Here is a 21,315-nt window from a genome sequence, read left to right as displayed (position 1 = left end):
CGTGATTGGAGGTACCAAGTGAAAACCACAGAGGCGCGCGACGCTAGCCGCGCGAGCTCTGTGGTTCTTGGTACTACTTGCTGCTTAGTTTAAGGTTTTATGGAGACCTTGTAAATCATAGACGCGCAGCTCGTCCAGATGGCGCATGCCTTCGATCGCGGCTTCGGCGCCGGCGATGGTGGTGTAGGTCACCACGCGCGACTGCAGGGCCGAGGTACGGATGGTGCGCGAGTCGGTGATCGCCGAACGCTTCTCTTCCACGGTGTTGATCACCATGACGATCTCGCGGTTCTTGATCATGTCGACCACGTGCGGACGGCCTTCCAGCACCTTGTTCACCTGGCGCACCGGCAGGCCGGCCGCTTCGATGACGGCGGCGGTGCCCTTGGTGGCCACCAGCGAGAAGCCCAGCGCCACCAGTTCGCGCGCCACGGCGACGGCGCGCGGCTTGTCCGTGCCCTTCACCGACAGGAACACCGTGCCCTTGGTCGGCAGGATGATGCCGGCCGCCAGCTGCGACTTCACGAAGGCTTCGCCGAAGGTTTCGCCCACGCCCATCACCTCGCCGGTCGATTTCATCTCCGGTCCCAGGATGGTGTCGACGCCCGGGAACTTCACGAACGGGAACACGACTTCCTTGACGCTGTAGAACGGCGGCGTCACTTCCTTCGTGATGCCCTGGCTGGCCAGGGTCTGGCCGACCATGCAGCGCGCTGCGATCTTGGCCAGTTGCAGGCCGGTTGCCTTCGAGACGAAAGGCACGGTACGCGAGGCGCGCGGGTTCACTTCCAGAACGTAGACGGTATCGACAGTCTTGCCGTCCACTTCCGACTGCTGGATCGCGAACTGCACGTTCATCAGGCCGACCACGTTCAGGGCCTTGGCCATCAGCGAGGTCTGGTGCTTGAGCTCATCGATGGTCTCCGGCGACAGCGAGTACGGCGGCAGCGAGCAGGCCGAGTCGCCCGAGTGCACGCCAGCCTGTTCGATGTGCTCCATCACGCCGCCGATGAAGGTGGCTTCGCCGTCCGAGATGCAGTCGACGTCGACTTCGATGGCGTCGTTCAGGAAACGGTCCAGCAGCACCGGCGAATCGTTCGACACCTTGACCGCTTCGCGCATGTAGCGCTCGAGGTCGCGCTGCTCGTGGACGATCTCCATCGCGCGGCCGCCCAGCACGTAGGACGGGCGCACCACCAGCGGGTAGCCGATTTCGTCGGCCAGCGCCAGCGCGTCGGCTTCGGTGCGCGCAGTGCGGTTCGGCGGCTGGCGCAGGCCGAGCTTCTGCAGCAGCTGCTGGAAGCGCTCGCGGTCTTCGGCGGCGTCGATCATGTCCGGCGAGGTGCCGATGATCGGCACGCCGTTGGCTTCCAGGTCCAGCGCGAGCTTCAGCGGGGTCTGGCCGCCGTACTGCACGATCACGCCTACCGGCTTTTCCAGGTCGACGATTTCCAGCACGTCTTCCAGCGTCAGCGATTCGAAGTACAGGCGGTCCGAGGTGTCATAGTCGGTCGACACGGTCTCCGGGTTGCAGTTGACCATGATGGTCTCGTAGCCGTCGTCGCGCATGGCGAGGGCCGCGTGTACGCAGCAGTAGTCGAACTCGATGCCCTGGCCGATACGGTTCGGGCCACCGCCCAGCACCATGATCTTCTTCTTGTCGGTCGGGTTGGACTCGCACTCCTCGTCATAGGTCGAGTACATGTAGGCGGTATTCGTCGCGAACTCGGCGGCGCAGGTATCGACGCGCTTGTACACCGGACGGATGCCCAGCGCATGGCGGCGCTCGCGCACGGCCTGTGGCGTGGTCTGCATCAGGAAGGCCAGGCGGCGGTCCGAGAAGCCCTTCTGCTTGAGCTTGTAGAGCAGCGGCTTGTCCAGGCTTTCCAGCTTCTGGTGATCCAGCCACAGTTCGATGTCGACGATCTCCTTGATCTGCACCAGGAACCACGGATCGATCTTGGTGAGGTTGTGCACCTCTTCCAGCGTGAAGCCCTGGGCGAATGCGTCGCCCACGTACCAGATGCGCTCCGGACCCGGCTCGCCCAGCTCCTCTTCGATCTTCTCGCGGTCGCGGGTCTTCTCGTTCAGGCCATCGACGCCCACTTCCAGGCCGCGCAGGGCCTTCTGGAAGGATTCCTGGAAGGTGCGGCCCATGGCCATCACCTCGCCCACCGATTTCATCTGGGTGGTCAGGTGCTTGTCCGCGGTCGGGAATTTTTCGAAGGTGAAGCGCGGGATCTTGGTGACCACGTAGTCGATCGAGGGCTCGAACGAGGCCGGGGTGGCGCCGCCGGTGATCTCGTTGCGCAGCTCGTCCAGCGTGAAGCCGACCGCCAGTTTCGCCGCAACTTTAGCAATGGGGAAGCCGGTGGCCTTCGAGGCCAGCGCCGAGGAACGCGACACGCGCGGGTTCATCTCGATGACGATCATGCGGCCGTCCTTCGGATTGATCGCGAACTGCACGTTCGACCCGCCGGTGTCGACGCCGATCTCGCGCAGCACGTTGATCGACGCGTTGCGCATGATCTGGTATTCCTTGTCGGTCAGCGTCTGCGCCGGCGCGACGGTGATCGAGTCGCCGGTGTGCACGCCCATCGGATCCAGGTTCTCGATCGAGCAGATGATGATGCAGTTGTCCTTCTTGTCGCGGACGACTTCCATCTCGTACTCTTTCCAGCCGAGCAGCGATTCTTCGATCAGCAGCTCGCTGGTGGGCGAGGCTTCCAGGCCGCGCTTGCAGATCGCTTCGAATTCCTCTTCGTTATAGGCGATGCCGCCGCCGCTGCCGCCCATCGTGAACGACGGACGGATGATGGTCGGGAAGCCCAGCTCGCGCTGCACTTCACGCGCCTCGTCCATCGAATGCGCCACGCCCGAGCGTGCCGAACCGAGGCCGATCTTGGTCATCGCGTCCTTGAACTTGGAACGGTCCTCGGCCTTGTCGATCGCTTCCGGCGTCGCGCCGATCAGCTCGACCTTGTACTTTTCCAGCACGCCGTTGTGGTGAAGGTCGAGCGCACAGTTGAGCGCGGTCTGGCCGCCCATGGTCGGCAGGATCGCGTCCGGGCGTTCCTTGTCGATGATGCGCTCGACGACCTTCCAGGTGATCGGTTCGATGTAGGTGACGTCCGCGGTTTCCGGGTCGGTCATGATGGTCGCCGGGTTCGAATTGACCAGGATGACCTTGTAGCCTTCTTCGCGCAGGGCCTTGCAGGCCTGGGCGCCGGAATAGTCGAATTCGACGGCCTGGCCGATGACGATCGGGCCCGCGCCGATGATCAGGATGCTTTTGATATCACTACGTTTTGGCATTTATTTCTTCTCCGCGGCTTGCATCATGTTGATGAAGCGGTCAAACAGGTAGGCGACGTCGGTCGGGCCGGGCGAGGCTTCCGGGTGACCCTGGAAGCAGAAGGCCGGCTTGTCGGTACGCTCGAAGCCCTGCAGCGAGCCGTCGAACAGCGACACGTGGGTGACGCGGCAGTTGGCGGGCAAGGTCTCCGGGTCGACCGCGAAACCGTGGTTCTGCGAGGTGATCAGGACCTTCTTCGAATCGAGGTCCTGCACCGGGTGGTTGGCGCCGTGGTGGCCGAACTTCATCTTCATGGTCTTGGCGCCGGAAGCCAGCGCCATGATCTGGTGGCCGAGGCAGATGCCGAAGGTCGGGATGCCCTTCTCGATCAGCTCGCTGCTGGCCTTGATGGCGTAGTCGCAGGGTTCCGGGTCGCCCGGGCCGTTGGCCAGGAAGATGCCGTCCGGATTCAGCGCCAGCGCGTCGGCGGCGGTCGCCTGGGCCGGCAGCACGGTCACCTTGCAGCCGCGCTCGGCCAGCATGCGCAGGATGTTGCGCTTGACGCCGTAGTCGAAGGCGACCACGTGGTATTGCGGATTGTCCTGCTTGCCGAAGCCTTCGCCGAGCTTCCACTCGGTTTCGGTGAACACGTAGGGTTCTTTCACCGACACCACCTTGGCCAGGTCCATGCCGGCCAGGCCCGGGAAGGAACGCGCCAGTTCCAGCGCCTGCGCTTCCAGCGGCTCCTTGCCCTGGATGCCGGTCAGGATGGCGCCGGCCTGCGCGCCCTTCTCGCGCAGGATGCGGGTCAGCTTGCGGGTGTCGATGCCGGCGATGGCGACCACGTTTTCCTGCTTCAGGTAGTCCGACAGCGACTGGGTAGAACGGAAATTCGATGCCAGCAGCGGCAGGTCACGGATGATCAGGCCGGCGGCGTGAACCTTGGAGGCCTCGACGTCGGCGGCATTCACGCCGTAGTTGCCGATGTGGGGGTACGTCAGGGTAACGATCTGACGCGAATAGCTGGGGTCGGTGAGGATTTCCTGGTAGCCCGTGATCGCGGTATTGAAGACCACTTCACCGGTCGTGTGGCCGGTGGCACCAATGGAATAGCCTTTGAAAATCGTTCCGTCTGCGAGGGCCAGGATGGCCGGGACGGCTGGGCCAGAAAAAAATGGCGGCAAGGGTAACTCCCAATAAAGTTACCGTAGCTGCGCCACGTCAGACCGACATCCAACAAACCCGGGCGGAAGAGCATCTGCCGGTAGCTGGACATCTAGTTGAATGAGGGATGGTGGGTAGTCGCTACGGCAAATGTGTGAATGGTTAAACTTCCAAATTATAGCGCAGATTGCCCTTATTCGGCAATGCAGCAATTTTAGAAAAGGGCCTAGATTTTGCCCAGATGTGCGCAAAAGCGGCGCGCGAAGCGCTGTTTGCTGCTTTCACGAAATAAAAGAAAAGCGCCCGCAGGCTAATGCCGGTCACTTGAAAGCCGCGGCTCATCCGTAGGGTGGGCGGGTCTCCCGCCCACGCGGTCAAATTACAGTACCGCAGCTCGTACGGCTGTTCATATTGCAACTACACCGCGTGGGCGGGGGACCCGCCCACCCTACAACTGCTTTCACGAAATAAAAGAAAAGCGCCCGCAGGCGCCTTTCCGGAACAACCAGGTAACAGGATGGGGCTTATACCGCGGTCAAGGCGGCGATGCCGGCCTTGGCGACCTGCGCATCTTCATTCGACTTCACGCCCGACACGCCGACCGCACCGATGACATGGCCGTCGACGATCACCGGCACGCCGCCTTCGAGCATGCCTTCCAGCTCGGGCGCCGACAGGAAGGACATGCGGCCGTTGTTGATCACGTCCTCATAGACCTTCGATTCGCGGCGGCCGAGCGCGGCGGTCTTGGCCTTGGCCGGGGCGATGTAGGACGAGGTCGCCGCGGCGCCGTCCAGGCGCTGGAACCACAGCAGATGGCCGCCGTCGTCGACGATGGCGAAGGACACGGCCCAGTTGTTGCGCAGCGCTTCGGCTTCGGCGCCCGCAGCGATCTTCTTGACGTCTTCCAGGGTGAGGTAAGGCTTGGTTTGCATAGGGCTTCCTGTTTATTGTGGCGCTTGTTGCTTGGCCTTGAGCTTGGCCTTGATCTGCGGCATCACGGCTGCGGCCGCCTGCTCGCCGGCGAGGATCGCCAGGTTCCGGTTACTGAAATCGGCGCTGCCCATGTTACCGAGATTCGGCGTGATGACCACGTCCGCTTCCTTCAGCTCGAAATGGTTGAGGCGTTGGCCCATGATGCTGAAGGTCTGCATCAGGACGTCGAGCGAACTGGCGGTGGCCGCCCCTTCGGTCGCGCTCGAGATGTTCACGGCGATAATGAAATCAGCACCCATGTCCTTGGTGAACTTGACTGGCACCGGCGCCACCAGGCCGCCGTCGACATAGGTATTCGCACCGATCTTGACCGGCTGGAACACGCTCGGCACGGCGGACGAGGCGCGCACGGCCATGCCGGTATTGCCCTTGTTAAAAAGAATCGGCTTGCCGGTCTTGAGGTCGGTGGCCACGGCGCCGAAGCGGATCTTCAGGCGCTCCATCGGCACGTTGCCGATCGCCTTGTTGACGTAACTCTGCAGCGCCTCCCCTTTCAGCACGCCGGTGGACTTGCCGAACAGCGGCAGCGCCCAGTCGGAGATGGTCGCTTCGTCCATCGCCAGCGCCGTCTTCTGCAGGGTGAAGCCATTCATGCCGGAAGCGTACAGGGAGCCGACCACCGAGCCGGCGCTGGTGCCGACCACGATCTCGGGCACGATGCCCTGAGCTTCGAGCGCCTTGATGACACCGATGTGGGCGAAGCCGCGGGCGGCGCCGCCACCGAGGGCAAGGCCGATTTTCACCTTGCGCGGCGGCGCGGGCGGGGTCACCTGCTGGGCGACCGGTGTGGCGGGCGGCGGGGTCGGGGTGCTGCCGCAGGCGCTCAGAAGCAGCGCGGCGCAGGCGATCAAGGAGCGACGACGAGAATACATATGCGGGGCGAAAAAGGACGAGCCGAGATTGTACCTCGTCCAGCCTGCCACCCGCACGGCCTGCTCTTGAATGACGCTTCAGCCGGGCAGCGAAGTATTCGGCAACACCGCCGTAAAAATACTGCCCTTCCCCGGCACCGAACTGATCTGCAGTCGGCCGCCGTGGCGCAGCAGGACGTGCTTGACGATCGCCAGCCCCAGGCCGGTGCCCTGGGTCTCGCGCGAGCGGCTCTTGTCCACCCGATAAAAGCGTTCGGTCAGGCGCGAGATGTGGATCGGTTCGATGCCGATGCCGCAGTCGGTGACCGAGAAGCGCAGGTCGTCGGGGCCGCGGGTCCACGACAGGCGGATGGTGCCGCCGTTCGGCGAATAGCGCACCGCATTCGAGGCCAGGTTGGCAAAGGCGCTGCGCAGCTCTTCCAGGCTGCCCATCACGTCGGGGCCATCGATCTCGATGTCTACCTGGTGGCGCCCGCCGGACAGGGCGCGGGCTTCCGCGGCGACCGAATCGACCATCGCGCGCATGTCCACCCGCTCGCGCTTGAGCGGGAATTCGTCCGATTCCAGGCGCGACAGGGTCAGCATGTCGCCGATCAGGCGCTGCATGCGGTGCGCCTGTTCGGTCATCAGTTCCAGGTGGGCGGTGCGGGTGGCCACGTCCAGCCCCGGGTCGGACATCGCGATCTCGAGGAAGCCAACGATCACGGTCAGCGGCGTGCGCAGTTCGTGCGAAGCGTTGGCGATGAAGTCGCGCCGCATCGCTTCGATGCGCTCGGTATCGGTGGCGTCGTGCGTCACCAGGATCTGGCGCCGGTTCTCGAAGGGGATGATGCGGCATTCGAGCTTGCGGCCGCGGAAGGACAGGGTCAGCGGCTGCTCGTAGCGGCCCAGGATCACGTAGTCGATGAACTCGGGATGGCGCACCAGGTTCGTCACGCGCAGGCCCTTGTCGCGCGCCATGGTGAGCCCGAGGTGGCGCTCGGCCGCCTCGTTGCACCATTCGAGGAACAGCACGTCGTCCATGATCGCCACGCCTTCCGGCAGCAGCTGCATCGCCTGGCGGAAGCGCGCCAGCCATTCGGCCATCTCGGCCTGGTGGCGCTCGTCCTCGCGCCGCAGGCGGTACAGGCGCGCAAAGACATCGGTCCAGGCGCCCCACCCGTCCGGCAGGCGGCTCGAGTGCGGGTCGTTCAGCCATTCGCCCAGTTCGTGCAGGTAGCGCAGCTGGACGAACAGCGCGATCACCACGGCGGCCAGCGCGAACACGAGCGCGGACACCAGGTCGGACATCCACCATACGATGCCGGCGGCCGCGAACACGAGCCCCAGGCGCAGGACGGCCGGCACCCAGAACAGCAGCTTCGGATTGATCGAACTCACCGTTTCGTCAGCCACGCGCCGCTCACTTCTCGGACAGCATGTAGCCGACGCTGCGCACCGTGCGGATCAGGCCATCGGCGGTTTTCAGCGCCTTGCGCAGGCGAAGCACGTGCACGTCGACCGTGCGCTCCTCGATCACGGCGTGGTCGCCCCACACCTTGTCGAGCAGCTGGGCGCGCGAGAACACGCGCTCGCGGTGGGCCATCAGGAACTTCAGCAGCTTGTATTCGGCGTTGCCGATGTCGATCTGCTGGTTCTCGACCGAGACCGTGCAGCTGTTCGGGTCGAGCACCACGGTGCCGGCGCGCAGCGGGGCCTCGGCCAGGTGCGGGCTCTTGCGGCGCAGCAGCGCCCGCGAGCGCGCCAGCAGCTCGCGCGGCGAGAACGGCTTGGTGACGTAGTCGTCGGCGCCCGTATTCAGGCCGGCGATCTTGTCCTCCTCCATGCTCTTCGCGGTCAGCATGATCACCGGGATCTCCTGGAAGTCGCGGTCGCCGCGCAGGCGCGAGAGCAGGCGCAGGCCGCTCTGGTCGGGCAGCATCCAGTCCAGCAGCACCAGGTCGGGCTTGCCGCGCGTGATGCTGTCCCAGGCGCCGCCCACCGTGTCGGCGGTGCGGATGTCCCAGCCGGCTTCACGCAGCGAATACTTCACCAGTTCGACGATCGCGGGTTCGTCTTCGACCAGCAGGACGCTCGTGTTGTCCGCCATGCCTAGTAGCCCGCCTGCTCGGTGACCACCGGCTTGCTGTGGCGGATGTCGCGGCCTTCGACCACGTAGATCACGTATTCGGCGATGTTCTTGGCGTGGTCGCCGATGCGCTCGATGGCCTTGGCCACCCACAGGGTATCCAGCGCCGACGAGATGGTGCGCGGGTCTTCCATCATGAAGGTGATCAGGTTGCGCAGGATGGTGCGGAATTCGTGGTCGATCACTTCGTCGGCCGCGATCATTTCCAGCGCCTGCTTGCCGTCCAGGCGGGCAAAGGCGTCGAGCGCATTGTGCAGCAGGTCGGTGGTGGCGCGCGCGATGGTGCGCACCATGTCGTAGTGCGCGAACGGGGTGCCGCCGCGCTCGTGCAGGCCCTTGGCGGTGCGCGCGATCTTCGAGGCTTCGTCGCCGATACGTTCCAGGTCGGTGATGACCTTGATGGTGGCCATCACGGTGCGCAGGTCGTTCGCGGTCGGCTGGCGGCGCACGATCAGGTGGCTGCAGGCGTCGTCGAGCTGCACTTCGAGCTGGTTGACGGCCTGGTCGTCGGCGATCACGCGGTCGGCGCGCGCCGAATCGCCCACGCGGAAGCATTCGATCGCTTCGTCGAACGCGGTTTCCACCATGCCGCCCATCAGCAGGACCTTGGATCGAATCGCTTCCAGTTCCTGATCATACTGTTTGGATGAATGCTCGCCCGTCATAACTGCTCTCCAATCTCGTAATCGTATTCTATTCTTGTGATCAGCCGAAGCGGCCGGTGATGTAGTCTTGCGTCTCTTTGCGGGCCGGATTCATGAAGATCTGGTCGGTCTCGCCGAATTCCACCAGCTCGCCCAGGTACATATAGGCAGTGTAATCGGAACAGCGGGCCGCCTGCTGCATGTTGTGGGTCACGATGGTGATCGTGTAATCCTGTTTCAGCTCGCTGATCAGTTCTTCGATCTTGGCGGTCGAAATCGGGTCCAGGGCGGAAGTCGGCTCGTCCAGCAGCAGGACGTCCGGCTTCACCGCCACGCCGCGCGCGATGCACAGGCGCTGCTGCTGGCCGCCGGACAGCGACAGGCCGCTCTTATTCAGCTTGTCCTTGGCTTCTTCCCACAGGGCCGCCTTTTTCAGGGCCCACTCGACGCGCTCGTCCATCTCGCCCTTGGACAGGTTCTCGTACAGGCGCACGCCGAAGGCGATGTTGTCGTAGATCGACATCGGGAACGGGGTCGGCTTCTGGAACACCATGCCGACTTTCGCGCGCAGCATGTTGACGTCCACGCCCGGCTCCAGGATGTTGCGGCCGCGGTAGAGGATCGAACCTTCGGCGCGCTGGCCCGGGTACAGGTCGTACATGCGGTTCAGGGTGCGCAGCAGGGTCGACTTGCCGCAGCCCGAAGGACCGATAAAGGCGGTCACCTGCTTGTCGTGGATGTCGAGCGATACGTTCTTCAGGCTCTGGGTCTTCCCGTAGAAGAAATTCAGGCCCTCGATCTCGATCGTCTTGGCTTTGGCGGCGCTAGGTGCCGTCTTGGTCATGGCTTGGGTCATCACGTTGGTCATTCCAAATAGGTTCGTTGTCGGTCAGCGCGGGGTCTTCTGGGTGAACAGGGTGCGCGACACGATGTTCAGGGCCAGCACGGTGAAGGTCACCAGCAGCGCGCCACCCCAGGCCAGCGAGCGCCAGTCGTCGTAGGGACTCATCGCGTAGGTGTAGATCACCACCGGCAGGTTGGCCATCGGCTGGGTCATGTCGGTGCTGAAGAACTGGTTGTTCAGGGCGGTGAACAGCAGCGGCGCGGTTTCGCCCGAGACGCGGGCCACGGCCAGCAGCACGCCGGTGATCACGCCGGCCTTCACGGCGCGCAGGCGCACCGTCATCGCCACCTTCCAGTGCGGTGCGCCGAGGGCGTAGGCCGCTTCCAGCAGGCTGTTGGGCACCAGGCGCAGCATGTTGTCGGTGGTGCGCACCACCACCGGAATCGCGATCAGGGACAGGGCGATCGAGCCGGCATAGCCGGCGAAGTTGCCGACCTTCGAGACATACAGGGCGTAGACGAACACGCCGATCACGATCGAGGGCGCCGACAGCATGATGTCGGTGACGAAGCGCGTCACTTGCGCGAACTTGTTGTTCTCGCCGTATTCCGCCAGGTAGATGCCTGCCAGGATGCCGATCGGGGTGCTGACCAGGGTCGACAGGCCGACCATCATCAGGCTGCCGACGATGGCGTTGCGCAGGCCGCCCGGGCTGCCCGGGGCCGGCGTATCCATCGTGAACAGGGCGGTCGACAGGCCGCCGAAGCCTTCCTTGACCAGGGTGGCCAGGATCCAGAGCAGCACCGCCAGGCCGAGGCCCATGGCGACGATCGACAGGAAGATGCCGACGCGGTGCGCCAGCAGGCGCTTGCGGTAGACAGGGTTTTTCACGGCGCCGTGCATTATTTGGTTCCTTCTTTGCGGGACATACCGATCAACATCAGCTTCGCGGCCGACAGCACGATGAAGGTGATGGCGAACAGGATCAGGCCCAGGGCGAACAGCGAAGACTGGTGCATCGCCGAGGTGGCTTCGTTGAACTCGTTGGCCAGGGTCGAGGAGATCGAATTACCGGCCGAGAACAGCGACCAGGACAGGTCGTGCGCGTTGCCGATCACGAAGGTGACGGCCATGGTCTCGCCCAGGGCGCGGCCCAGGCCCAGCATCACGCCGCCCACCACGCCGGTGCGGGTGTAAGGCAGCACCACCTTGCGCACCACTTCCCACTTGGTGCAGCCGAGGCCATACGCCGATTCCTTCAGCACGGTCGGCACGACCTCGAACACGTCGCGCATCACGGAGGCGATGAAGGGGATGATCATGATCGCCAGGATCAGGCCGGCGGTCAGGATGCCGATGCCCATGGTCGGACCCTGGAACAGCTGGCCGATCACCGGCAGCTGGCCGATGGTGTTCTTCAGCAGCGGCTGCACGTGGTCGGCGAACAGCGGGGCGAACACGAAGAAGCCCCACATGCCGTAGATGATCGACGGGACGCCCGCGAGCAGCTCGACCGCGGTGCCCAGGGGGCGGCGCAGCCAGGCCGGGCAGATTTCGGTGAGGAACAGGGCGATGCCGAAGCTGATCGGAAACGCCACCGCCAGCGCGATGATCGAGGTGGCGAGCGTACCCCAGATCGCGATCATGGCGCCGAACTGGTCGCCCACCGGATCCCACTCGACCCGGGTGATGAAGGCGGGGCCGAATTCCTTCAGCGCCGGCGCCGCGCCGAGGAACAGGGAGACGATGATCCCGACCAGCACCAGGAGCACGGTGGCCGCGAACAGCAAGGTGAGTTTATGGAAGAGGAAGTCCTGGATGCGCTGCTTGCGCATGGTATTGCGCAGGGCGGCGGCCTGGCGGGCTTCGGTCTCGGATAAGGCCTGGCCGGTCAGCTCGTCCAGCGCGACGGAGGGTTGTACGCTCATGGCTCTTTTGTCAATCTTCTTGGCAAACGGAAGGGCCGTACTGGCCGGCCCTCCCCTGCGCGGTTTCAATAATTACCAGATCGCCTTGCCCGATGCGTCTTTCACGTTGGCGCGCCAGGCGTCCTGCACCAGCTTGGTGACGCTGTCCGGCATCGGCACGTAGTCCAGCTCGACGGCGGAAGCGTCGCCGTTCTTGTAGGCCCAGTCGAAGAACTTCAGGACTTCCTTGCCGCGGTTACCGTCAGCCTGGCTCTTGTGCACCAGGATGTAGGAGACACCGGTGATCGGCCAGCTGGCCTTGCCCGGCTGGTTGGTCAGCACCACAGCGAAGCCCGGGGTCCCGGTCCAGTTGGCGCCGGCGGCCGCGGCCTTGAAGGCTTCGTCGTCCGGCTGCAGGAAGGCGCCGTCCTTGTTCTGCAGCTGGGTATGCTGCATCTTGTTGCGCTTGGCGTAGGCCCACTCGACGTAGCCAATCGCGCCCTTGATGCGCTGCACGTTGGCGGCCACGCCTTCGTTGCCCTTGCCGCCCACGCCCACGGCCCACTTGACGGTGGTGCCGGCGCCGATCTTGGCCTTGAATTCAGGGCTCATCTGCGACAGGTAGTCGGTGAACAGAAAGGAGGTGCCCGAGCTGTCCGCACGGCGCACGACGGTGATGTCGTCGGCCGGGAGCTTGACGCCCGGGTTCAGCGCGGCGATCGGCTGGGCGTTCCATTTGGTGATCTTGCCCAGGTAGATATCGGCCAGCACCGGACCGGTCAGCTTGATCTGGCCCGGGGCGGTGCCCGGCACGTTCACGACCGGGACCACGCCGCCCATGATGGCCGGGAACTGGAACAGGCCGGCGCTGGTGAGCTCGGCGGCCGGCAGCGGCATGTCGGAGGCGCCGAAGTCCACGGTCTTGGCCTTGATCTGCTTGATGCCCGCGCCCGAACCGACCGACTGGTAATTCAGGCCGGTGCCAGAGGCTTTCTGGTAAAGCTCGGCCCACTTGGCGTAGACCGGATACGGGAACGTGGCGCCGGCGCCGGTGATGGTGGCTGCCTGCACGTTGGCGGCGAAGCTGGCGGCTGCGATAGCGATGGAGGCGAACAGGTGCTTCATGCGCATGATGGATCCTTTCGAGAGGTCCGGGATTCGGTCCCGTTTCATTGACGCTGCGAAGTCTACTGGCCGAATATGACAAGTTGATGACAGATGTAATAATCGGCGTCACACAGAGGGAAAGCCGTGCGTCATGCGGCCGGGTTGGCGGGGGCGCGCCAACGCGATTGTGACAGCTCCCGACGCCTCCGAAGCAGGCCGATCCGATGTAAAAATATTCACGCAAGCGGCAGCCTGGCGACCTTGTAAATACGAAGCGGTCTGCTAAGCTGAAAGCGTATCTTTACAGGGAGGGGATGCTGAAAAGCGTTCGTATGTATGTTGAGTGTTATGGTGTTTGGCATACTCAGCGGCCTGGTGGGTCTCGTGGCTTTCGAGATCTGGCAGGAAGTGCAGGGTAGCCGGGATGGCTTGTACGATCACTATCACGAATAGTGCCGGTCCGATTCTCCGGACCATGTCATAAAGCGACAAAACGGCGAGGCCCAGAGGGCACTCGCCGTTTTGCTTGTGAAGCGGATCGGTGTCAGCGCAGGAAGCGCGCCACCGCCGTCATCGCCGCCAGTTCCAGGTTCAGGAACTGGAAGCCGACCTTGAATTCGCCATTGCTGAAGATGCAATACAGCGCCTTGGCGCGCGCGCTGATCGGGACCTGCTTGCCGTCGACCAGCAGGTCGAAGCTGACCTGCCCGGTCTGTCCGACCAGCAGCGGGTCCGGCAGGTTGATGCTGACGCCGTTGGCGCCCAGGTCGCTGGTGCGGCCGCTGACAGGCGCCGCGCCTTCCATCGCGACGCGCGCCCGCACGCGCAGCACCTTGCGTTCGGATTTTCTTTGTTCTGTAAACACGTTAAGCCATTGAGAATACGGTTGAGCCAGGCGCTATTATAAAAGCTCGGCCGCGCATTTAGTCCAGTTCGCGCAGCTTGGTAAACGCCTCGTCGATACGCTCCACCGCCACGATGGTCATGCCCTCGATCTTCTGCTTCGGCACGTTCGCTTTCGGGATCACGGCGACCGAAAAACCGAGCTTGGCCGCCTCGCGCAGGCGCTCCTGGCCGCGCGGCGCCGGACGGATTTCGCCGGCCAGGCCGACTTCGCCGAACACCACCAGCCCACGCGGCAGCGGCTTGTTGCGCATCGACGAGTTGATCGCCAGGAGGACGGCCAGGTCGGCCGCCGGTTCGGTGATCTTCACCCCGCCCACGGCGTTGATGAACACGTCCTGGTCGAAGGCGGCGATGCCGGCATGGCGGTGCAGCACCGCCAGCAGCATGGCCAGGCGGTTCTGTTCCAGGCCGACAGACAGCCGCCGCGCATTGGGTAAATGGCTGGCGTCGACCAGGGCCTGGATCTCGACCAGCAAGGGACGCGTGCCTTCCTGGGTCACCATCACGCAGGAACCCGGCACCTGGCTGTCGTGCTGCGACAGGAACAGGGCGGACGGGTTCGACACGCCCTTCAGGCCCTTTTCCGTCATCGCGAACACGCCCAGCTCGTTGACGGCGCCGAAGCGGTTCTTGATCGCCCGCACCAGGCGGAAGCTCGACTGGGTATCGCCTTCGAAATACAGCACGGTGTCGACGATGTGCTCGAGCACGCGCGGACCGGCCAGCGCGCCCTCTTTCGTCACGTGGCCGACCAGGATGATGGTGACTCCGGTCTGCTTGGCGACGCGGGTGAGCTGGGCCGCGCATTCGCGCACCTGAGCCACCGAGCCCGGCGCCGACGTGAGCGCGTCGGAATACAGGGTCTGGATCGAGTCGATCACCGCCACTTCGGGCTTCAGGTCGGCCAGGGTGCCGAGGATTTTTTCTAACTGGATCTCGGCCTGGAGCTTGAGTTCGGCCGAATCCACCGACAGGCGGCGCGCGCGCAGCGCGATCTGGGCGCCGGATTCTTCGCCGCTGACATATAGCGTGTTGCGGGTGGCGGCCAGGTTGGCCAGGGCCTGCAGCAGCAGGGTCGACTTGCCGATGCCGGGGTCGCCGCCGATCAGCACCACGCCGCCCGCCACCAGGCCGCCGCCCAGCACGCGGTCGAATTCCTCGATGCCGGTCCCGAAGCGCGGCACGTCGAGGGCTTCGATGTCCTTCAGGGACAGCACCGGCGCGGTCTGCGCCAGGGCCTTGTGGGCCGCCTGGGACATGCGGTTGACGCCGGGGGCGTCGACCACGGTTTCCACCATCGTGTTCCAGGCCTTGCAATCCGGGCACTGGCCGGACCAGCGGCTGGCGACGCCGCCACACTCGCTGCAGACAAAAGAGGTACGTGCCTTAGCCATCGCTTCCCATTCTTCCTTCAAGTACGCGCACCCGCGGGGCGAGTGCGCACATCAGTTCATAGCCGATCGTGCCGGCGGCCTGGGCCACCTCGTCGATCGGCAGGCCGTCGCCCCACAGCAGCACCTTGCTGCCGACCCGGGCATTGGGCACCGGGGTGAGATCCACCGTCATCATATCCATCGACACCCGGCCCACCAGGGTGGTTCGCCTGCCGTCGACGATCACCGGAGTGCCGTGCGGCGCGTGGCGCGGGTAGCCGTCGGCATAGCCGCAGGCCACCACCCCCACCGTCATCGGCCCCGGCGCTTCGAAACGGCTGCCGTAGCCGACCGTATCGCCCGCCTCCAGCTGCTGGATCCCGATGATCTCCGAGCGCAGGGTCATGGTCGGACGCAGGCCATAGTCCGCCGCCGCCCGTCCGCCCGGGGTGCCGCCGTACAGCATGATGCCGGGGCGGACCCAGTCGTTCGAGAGCATGCCGGCCAGCTCGGCGCCGTGCAGCACGCCGCCGGAATTCGACAGGCTGCGCTCGCCCGGCAAGTCACCCGCGCCATACTGGAAGCGGCGCACCTGTTCGGCGATGGTCAGGCGCGGGTGCTCCAGCTCGTCCGCATTGGCGAAGTGGGTCATGTGCGTGATGTTGCGGATGCCCGGGATGGCGCGCAGGCGCTTGTACGCGGCCGCGTACTCGTCCGGCGTAAAGCCCAGGCGGTTCATTCCCGTATTCATCTTCAGGTGCACATCGATCGGGCGGTACAGCTGGGTATATTCCAGCATCTTGACCTGCTCGATATTGTGGACCGTACTATTGATATTGTGTTCGGCCAGCAGCGGCACGTCCGAGGCATCGAACATCCCCTCCAGCAGCAGGATCGGCTTGATCCAGCCCGCTTCGCGCAGGCGCAGCGCGTTTTCGGTTTCCACCAGGGCCAGGCCGTCGGCCTGGGCAAAGCCGCGCATGCCGCGTTCCAGCCCGTGACCATAGGCGTTGGCCTTGACCACGGCCCAGATCTTCGCGAGCGGCGCCTCAGTGCGCACCCGGGACAGGTTGTGCTGCATCGAGTCGAGGTGGATGGTGGCGGAAAGCGGTCGGGGCATGGCAAAAACCGGCTTCGAGCGGTGTGGGGGGAATAAGGGGTCTATTTTACCGGACCGGGCCCGACTACGCTTTTGACATGGCGGGTTTTCTTTTGGCGCAGGGGGCATTCATGGTATAAAGCAACTCGGACCAGTTTTTACTCTTTTCGAATGAACCGTGGTTTTTATACCATCATGGCGGCGCAGTTCTTCTCGTCGCTGGCAGACAATGCGCTCCTCTTTGTTGCGATCAGTCTGCTGACGTCGATGAACGCCCCGGCTTCACTGACTCCCCTGCTGAAGCTGTCATTCGTACTCTTCTACGTACTGCTGGCCGCCTTCGTCGGCGCGTTCGCCGATTCGCTGCCCAAGGGCCGCGTGATGTTCATCGCGAACCTGATCAAGATTTCCGGCTGCGCGCTGATGTTCTTCGGCGTGCACCCGCTGCTGGCCTATGCCGTCGTCGGCTTCGGCGCGGCCGTCTATTCGCCCGCCAAGTACGGCATCCTGACCGAACTGCTGCCGCCCGAGAAGCTGGTCCCTGCCAATGGCTGGATCGAAGGCCTGACCGTGATGTCGATCATCCTCGGCACCGTGCTGGGCGGGACCCTGGCGGGCGAACGCGGCTCCGCTTTCCTCCTCAGCCTGGGTGTGCCGGGCCTCGACACCGGCGCCCATGCCGCGATGAGCGTGGTGGTCGTGATCTACGTGCTGGCCGCCCTGTTCAACCTGCGCATCCCGGATACCGGCGCGCGCTACGAGCACCAGGAGCGCAACCCGGCCAAGCTGATCGCCGATTTCGCCAACTGCTCCGCCACCCTGTGGCGCGACAAGCTGGGCCAGATCTCGCTGGCCGTGACCACCCTGTTCTGGGGCGCCGGCGCAACCCTGCAGTTCATCGTGCTGGAATGGGCCGAGCGCTCGCTGCACATGCCGCTCGACAAGGCCAGCAACCTGATCGGCGTGTTCGCGATCGGCGTGGCCCTGGGCGCGGCGATGGCGGCGCGCATGATCCCGCTGCGCAAGTCGCTGACCGTGATCCCGCTCGGTATCATCATGGGCCTGGTGGTCTGCATCATGATTTTCGTGACCTCGGTGACCCTGGCCTTCCCGCTGCTGGCCCTGATCGGCTTCCTGGCAGGCTTCTTCGTGGTGCCGATGAACGCCCTGCTGCAGCACCGCGGCCACGTCCTGATGAGCGCCGGCCACTCGATCGCGGTACAGAATTTCAACGAGAACCTGTCGATCCTGACCATGCTGGCGCTGTACGCGATCATGATCACCCTGAACCTGGACCTGGACATCATCATCGTCCTGTTCGGCACCTCGCTGGCCGCCCTTATGTTCTTCATCGGGCGCCGCCATGCGGCGAACCAGCGCGAGCACGATTCGCTGGCGCTGATTGGGGAAGAAAAACACTGATTCATTCCACGTATTACAGAGGCGCAAAGCACCTGTAATACGTATCACACGGCCTTGACCATCCGTCGTGCAGCGGCGCGCTCGCGCCAGTCGTTCGGCACGATGAAGCCGCGTTCGATCTCCTCGATCGTCCCCGGCGTGTAGCGCACGCTGGATACCAGCACCGGCGTCGACGAGGTCTCGAACTGGGCCGACAGCTCGGCGTGCAGCTGGGCGCGGCTCAGCATCCAGGTGGCCGACGCGGCCTTGAACGGCGCCAGCCACTGCAGGCGAGGCAGCATCAGGAATTCTTCCCCGACCAGGCTGTCGATCTCGTCCAGTGAGCACCAGAAACCGCGGCAATGGCCGGCGGCGATGCCGCGCATGTCGGGCCAGGAGCCGGCGGGGTAGAACAGCCAGCCCTTCACCAATGCCCGGGCCTTGGACACGGGACGCGGCAGCAGGGCCTGGGCGGCCGGATGCGCGCCCAGGCTGAGCTGGCGCTCGAACACCTTGCGCATTTTGATCCCGAGGCTGTCGGCTAGGTTGGGGCCGACCAGGGCGTCGAATTGTTGGCCGCCCTCCCCGTCCAACAGGTAAAACTTGGTGGCGAACTCGATGTGCTCGAGCGCCTCGGCACCGTCTTCCAGCAGAAAGTCGAATTCGCCGATGGTGTCATTGGGACTGGCGCGTACCTGCAGGCCGTGCGCCACCAGGCGGCCCTGCTCTTGGTAATAGAAGGCCATCAGCTTTTCGGCATACAGGCCGAGGCGCGTGTAGATCTTGCCGCCCAGCGCCGCGTCGAGCGGCGCCGGATCGAAGTCGAGGCGCGCGAGCCAGTCGGCGACGTCAAGGCCTATCGGACCGATGGTGGCGATGCGGCCGGCCCATTGGGGGTCGTCGGCATCGAGCAGGTCCGGCGCGTCGAGCAGCCAGGCCAGCGCCCGCACCCGGGCGCGCCGCAGGTGGCCCCAGCGGCGGTGAAAGCCTTGCTGGTAGCTCTCAGCCGGCGCGTCCATGTTCGGATCGCGCGCGGCACAGGTCGGCCCAGGCCAGCGCCTTATCAGGGCCCCGGCGCAGCAGTTCGCCCGGATGCAGGGTCGCCACCAGCGGCACCGCTCCCAGCGCATGCACCGCGCCGCGGCTGCCCGCGAGCGGCTCCGCCAGCGGTTTGCCGAGCAGGCCGTTGGCGGCCACCTGACCCAGGGTCAGCACCAGGCCGGCGCCCGTTAGTTCGCGCTCGCGCTCCAGGAAGGGACGGCAGGCCGCCGCTTCCTCAAGGGTGGGAGCGCGGTCGCCGCCAGTGGCGTTCGCAGGACGGCATTTCACCAGGGCGGTCACGTACACATCGCTTTCCCTCGACATGCCGACGGCCGCCAGCATGTTGTCGAGCAGCTTGCCCGGCTCGCCCGTCATCGGCGAGCCCGCTTTTTCGTCCAGGGCGCTGGCGGTGCCGGCGGCGACCAGCCAGCGGGCCTGGCGCGCGCCGCTGCCGAGCACCGGCTTGCGCCCTTCGCTGCAGGCGCTGCAGTGCTTGCAGCTGGCAATGGCCTGGCGCAGCGCGGCCCAGTCCATGGTGGAGACATCGGCGCGTTCGGACTCGGCCACGTCGCCCCAGGCACTGTCCTCGACGGGCGGCGGCGTCCACGCGGGACGGACAGGCGCTTCGGCGACCTGGCGCGGCATCGGGGGTGGGGCCAGCGGCTGCGGCGCCTGCGGCGCGACCGCCTCGATCACGGCCACAGTCTCGGGCGCGGGTTCCGGGGCGGCAGCCGGCTCGGGCTGCGGCGCGGCGCGCGGGCTCCACAGCGGGCCGATGCCCATCTCGGCCAGGAAGGCCGCGTCGCGGTCGCTGATACGATTCACAAGTCGATCCTCATCACGATGGCGTCCTCGCGCTGGCCACCATGGGCCGGATAATAGCCCTTGCGGCGGCCGATCTCGCGGTAGCCGTAGCGGCGGTAGACGGCCAGCGCGCGCTCGTTGGACGGGCGCACTTCCAGCAGCACCGAGGCCATGCCCTGCTCGCGCGCCCGCGCGCCGATCCGGTCCAGCAGGTGGCGGCCCAGACCCTGGCGCTGGCGCCCGGCGGCGACTGCCACGTCCAGCAGGTGGGCTTCGTCCACCGCGTACATCAACAAATAGTAACCCGCCAGGGCGCCCGATTCGTCGCGCGCAGTCCAGGCGTCGTAGCCGCTGGCGAGCGACTCGGTGAAGTTGGCGCGGCTCCAGGGGTAGGGGAACACGCTGCATTCGAGCGCGTGGACCTCGTCCACGTCGCTTGCTGCCATCGGCGCGAAGTTCAAGCGGGTGAGCTCAGTCAGCACCGTCATGCCCCGGCCTTTGCAGCATTGATCGCCTGGCGCTCGGCGCTGGTGTAGGCGACCTTGTTGCGCAGGTAGATCGGCTGGGCCTGGGCCGGCGGCACGGCCAGCCCGGCGGCCAGCGCCGGGGCGCCCAGCAGCGCCAGTTCGCGCGCGTGCGGCAGAATGTCGCTGAGTGCGCCTTCGGCGAAGGGCTTGCCGGCAAACGCGTCCGGATAGGCGGAAAAACCGTTGCCGCAGGCGGCCAGGCCGGCGGCCGGCAGAGGTGCGACGTCCTGCGGCGCGCATAGTGCGGGCGCGGCGACTTCGCGCCAGGCGCCGCGTGCGGGATCGAACGCATACTGGGCCCAGTAGACCTCACCCATGCGCGCATCCAGCACGGCCAGCACCTCGGTTGCCCCGGTACGTGCGCGGCAGCTTTCCGCCATCGCCTCGAGTGTCACCAGCGGCAGCACCGGCAGACTGGCGCCGAAGGCCAGGCCCTGGGCCACGCCGCAGGCGGTGCGCACGCCCGTGAAGGAGCCGGGACCGGCGCCAAACGCGACCGCGTCGCAGTCGGCCAGCTGGATGCCGGCTTCGCCCAGCAGTTCCTGCACCATGGGCAGGACCGATTGCGAATGGGTGCGCACGCCGGAAGTGGAACGGGCGATGACGTGGTCCCCGTCGAGCAGCGCGCAGGACGCGAGCTCGGACGAGGTTTCGATGGCGAGAATCTTGGGCATGGCGTTATTTTACCTGCTCGGCCGAGCCTCGGCCACGTCGCTGCCACGGCGCGCGGCCACAACACACGGTACAATCCGGCACATGCAAAGCCTGACCCTGGATTCCGACAACCGCGCCGCCATTGCCGCCGCCATCGACGGCGACAGCTTGATGGTCGCCTGCCTGTGCGCCGCCTGGTGCGGCACCTGCTCGTCCTACCGCGCCACCTTCGAGGAACTGGCCACGCGCCACCCGGACAAGACCTTCGTCTGGATCGACATCGAAGACCAGGCCGACGTGGTCGGCGACCTGGACGTGGAAAATTTCCCTACCCTGCTGGTGCAGCGCGGCGATACGGTCGCCTTCTTCGGCACCATGCTGCCCGACGGCGCCGTGGCCGATCGCCTGGTGCAGGCGCAGGCCGCCGCCACGCTCGACGAGCTCGCGCGCCTGGCCGCGTCCAGCGAAGAGCGGCGCGGCTGGCAGCGCGACTGCAACCTGCGCGTGCTGCTCGCTGCGTAGGGTGGGCGGATTCTCCGCCCACGCGGTGATG

The 21,315-nt window shown here is 65.4% G+C and carries 20 protein-coding genes; 2 read left to right on the top strand and 18 right to left on the bottom strand.

Translation table 11 applies throughout. The annotated features are described in order from the left end of the window. Nucleotides 1-84: 84 nt before the first annotated feature. The 14 genes from carB to alr form a co-directional block, all read right to left on the bottom strand. Nucleotides 85-3,315 carry a carbamoyl-phosphate synthase large subunit gene (gene carB, locus LK539_RS10795; protein WP_227800913.1) on the bottom strand — a complete coding sequence of 1,077 codons (3,231 nt, stop codon included), beginning with the start codon at nt 3,313-3,315 and terminating at the stop codon, nt 85-87. After that, complete coding sequence (gene carA, locus LK539_RS10790) at nt 3,316-4,479, bottom strand: glutamine-hydrolyzing carbamoyl-phosphate synthase small subunit (protein ID WP_227800912.1); 1,164 nt, start codon at nt 4,477-4,479, stop codon at nt 3,316-3,318. A 504-nt stretch (nt 4,480-4,983) separates the two neighbouring features. Then, nucleotides 4,984-5,394 (bottom strand): heme-binding protein, encoded by a 411-nt coding sequence (locus tag LK539_RS10785; protein WP_227800911.1) that lies wholly within the window; start codon nt 5,392-5,394, stop codon nt 4,984-4,986. 12 nt (nt 5,395-5,406) lie between these two features. Then, nucleotides 5,407-6,327 carry a patatin-like phospholipase family protein gene (locus LK539_RS10780; protein WP_227800910.1) on the bottom strand — a complete coding sequence of 307 codons (921 nt, stop codon included), beginning with the start codon at nt 6,325-6,327 and terminating at the stop codon, nt 5,407-5,409. A 78-nt stretch (nt 6,328-6,405) separates the two neighbouring features. After that, nucleotides 6,406-7,698 carry a phosphate regulon sensor histidine kinase PhoR gene (gene phoR / locus LK539_RS10775; RefSeq protein WP_227801142.1) on the bottom strand — a complete coding sequence of 431 codons (1,293 nt, stop codon included), beginning with the start codon at nt 7,696-7,698 and terminating at the stop codon, nt 6,406-6,408. A 31-nt stretch (nt 7,699-7,729) separates the two neighbouring features. Then, the gene (locus tag LK539_RS10770; RefSeq protein ID WP_227800909.1) at nt 7,730-8,416 is read right to left on the bottom strand and encodes a response regulator; all 687 of its coding nucleotides are present in this window, start codon (nt 8,414-8,416) and stop codon (nt 7,730-7,732) included. Between the two features lie 2 nt (nt 8,417-8,418). Next, complete coding sequence (phoU, locus tag LK539_RS10765; RefSeq protein WP_227800908.1) at nt 8,419-9,120, bottom strand: phosphate signaling complex protein PhoU; 702 nt, start codon at nt 9,118-9,120, stop codon at nt 8,419-8,421. Between the two features lie 40 nt (nt 9,121-9,160). Beyond that, nucleotides 9,161-9,955 (bottom strand): phosphate ABC transporter ATP-binding protein PstB, encoded by a 795-nt coding sequence (gene pstB, locus LK539_RS10760; RefSeq protein ID WP_373889539.1) that lies wholly within the window; start codon nt 9,953-9,955, stop codon nt 9,161-9,163. A 33-nt stretch (nt 9,956-9,988) separates the two neighbouring features. After that, nucleotides 9,989-10,846 carry a phosphate ABC transporter permease PstA gene (gene pstA, locus LK539_RS10755; RefSeq protein ID WP_227800907.1) on the bottom strand — a complete coding sequence of 286 codons (858 nt, stop codon included), beginning with the start codon at nt 10,844-10,846 and terminating at the stop codon, nt 9,989-9,991. Then, nucleotides 10,846-11,871 carry a phosphate ABC transporter permease subunit PstC gene (gene pstC, locus LK539_RS10750; RefSeq protein ID WP_373889530.1) on the bottom strand — a complete coding sequence of 342 codons (1,026 nt, stop codon included), beginning with the start codon at nt 11,869-11,871 and terminating at the stop codon, nt 10,846-10,848. The genes pstA and pstC overlap by 1 nt, the downstream gene beginning before the upstream one ends. 72 nt (nt 11,872-11,943) lie before the next feature. After that, nucleotides 11,944-12,981 (bottom strand): phosphate ABC transporter substrate-binding protein PstS, encoded by a 1,038-nt coding sequence (gene pstS / locus LK539_RS10745; RefSeq protein WP_227800906.1) that lies wholly within the window; start codon nt 12,979-12,981, stop codon nt 11,944-11,946. 520 nt (nt 12,982-13,501) lie between these two features. Then, nucleotides 13,502-13,822 carry a PilZ domain-containing protein gene (locus LK539_RS10740; protein WP_227800905.1) on the bottom strand — a complete coding sequence of 107 codons (321 nt, stop codon included), beginning with the start codon at nt 13,820-13,822 and terminating at the stop codon, nt 13,502-13,504. A gap of 58 nt (nt 13,823-13,880) precedes the next feature. Next, nucleotides 13,881-15,257 carry a DNA repair protein RadA gene (gene radA / locus LK539_RS10735; protein WP_227800904.1) on the bottom strand — a complete coding sequence of 459 codons (1,377 nt, stop codon included), beginning with the start codon at nt 15,255-15,257 and terminating at the stop codon, nt 13,881-13,883. Continuing rightward, entirely contained in the window at nt 15,250-16,356 is a 1,107-nt protein-coding gene (gene alr, locus LK539_RS10730) for an alanine racemase (RefSeq protein WP_227800903.1), read from the bottom strand. Before alr ends, radA begins: the two co-directional genes overlap by 8 nt. A 150-nt stretch (nt 16,357-16,506) precedes the next feature. On the opposite strand from alr, the gene lplT reads away from it, so the two are divergent. Then, entirely contained in the window at nt 16,507-17,757 is a 1,251-nt protein-coding gene (gene lplT, locus LK539_RS10725; RefSeq protein ID WP_227800902.1) for a lysophospholipid transporter LplT, read from the top strand. 44 nt (nt 17,758-17,801) lie between these two features. Here the strand turns inward: lplT and LK539_RS10720 are convergent, their stop codons facing one another. Genes LK539_RS10720 through tsaB form a run of 4 tightly spaced genes read right to left on the bottom strand, consistent with a single transcriptional unit; the run spans nt 17,802 to nt 20,782 of the window. Next, nucleotides 17,802-18,755 (bottom strand): DUF1853 family protein, encoded by a 954-nt coding sequence (locus LK539_RS10720; protein ID WP_227800901.1) that lies wholly within the window; start codon nt 18,753-18,755, stop codon nt 17,802-17,804. Then, the gene (locus LK539_RS10715; protein ID WP_227800900.1) at nt 18,739-19,602 is read right to left on the bottom strand and encodes a uracil-DNA glycosylase; all 864 of its coding nucleotides are present in this window, start codon (nt 19,600-19,602) and stop codon (nt 18,739-18,741) included. The genes LK539_RS10720 and LK539_RS10715 overlap by 17 nt, the downstream gene beginning before the upstream one ends. Then, entirely contained in the window at nt 19,599-20,069 is a 471-nt protein-coding gene (gene rimI, locus LK539_RS10710) for a ribosomal protein S18-alanine N-acetyltransferase (protein WP_227800899.1), read from the bottom strand. Before rimI ends, LK539_RS10715 begins: the two co-directional genes overlap by 4 nt. After that, on the bottom strand, nt 20,066-20,782 hold the full coding sequence (gene tsaB, locus LK539_RS10705) for a tRNA (adenosine(37)-N6)-threonylcarbamoyltransferase complex dimerization subunit type 1 TsaB (protein ID WP_227800898.1): 717 nt from the start codon (nt 20,780-20,782) through the stop codon (nt 20,066-20,068). Before tsaB ends, rimI begins: the two co-directional genes overlap by 4 nt. Before the next feature lie 82 nt (nt 20,783-20,864). On the opposite strand from tsaB, the gene LK539_RS10700 reads away from it, so the two are divergent. Then, nucleotides 20,865-21,284, top strand: coding sequence for a thioredoxin family protein (locus LK539_RS10700; protein WP_227800897.1), 420 nt, complete (start codon nt 20,865-20,867; stop codon nt 21,282-21,284). Nucleotides 21,285-21,315: the final 31 nt, after the last annotated feature.

It is taken from the genome of Massilia sp. IC2-476 (assembly GCF_020707295.1).
In the GTDB taxonomy this organism is placed as follows: Bacteria; Pseudomonadota; Gammaproteobacteria; order Burkholderiales; family Burkholderiaceae_D; genus Telluria.
Note: the sequence above shows the minus strand (reverse complement) of the source record. Positions and strands in the feature narration are given on the sequence as shown.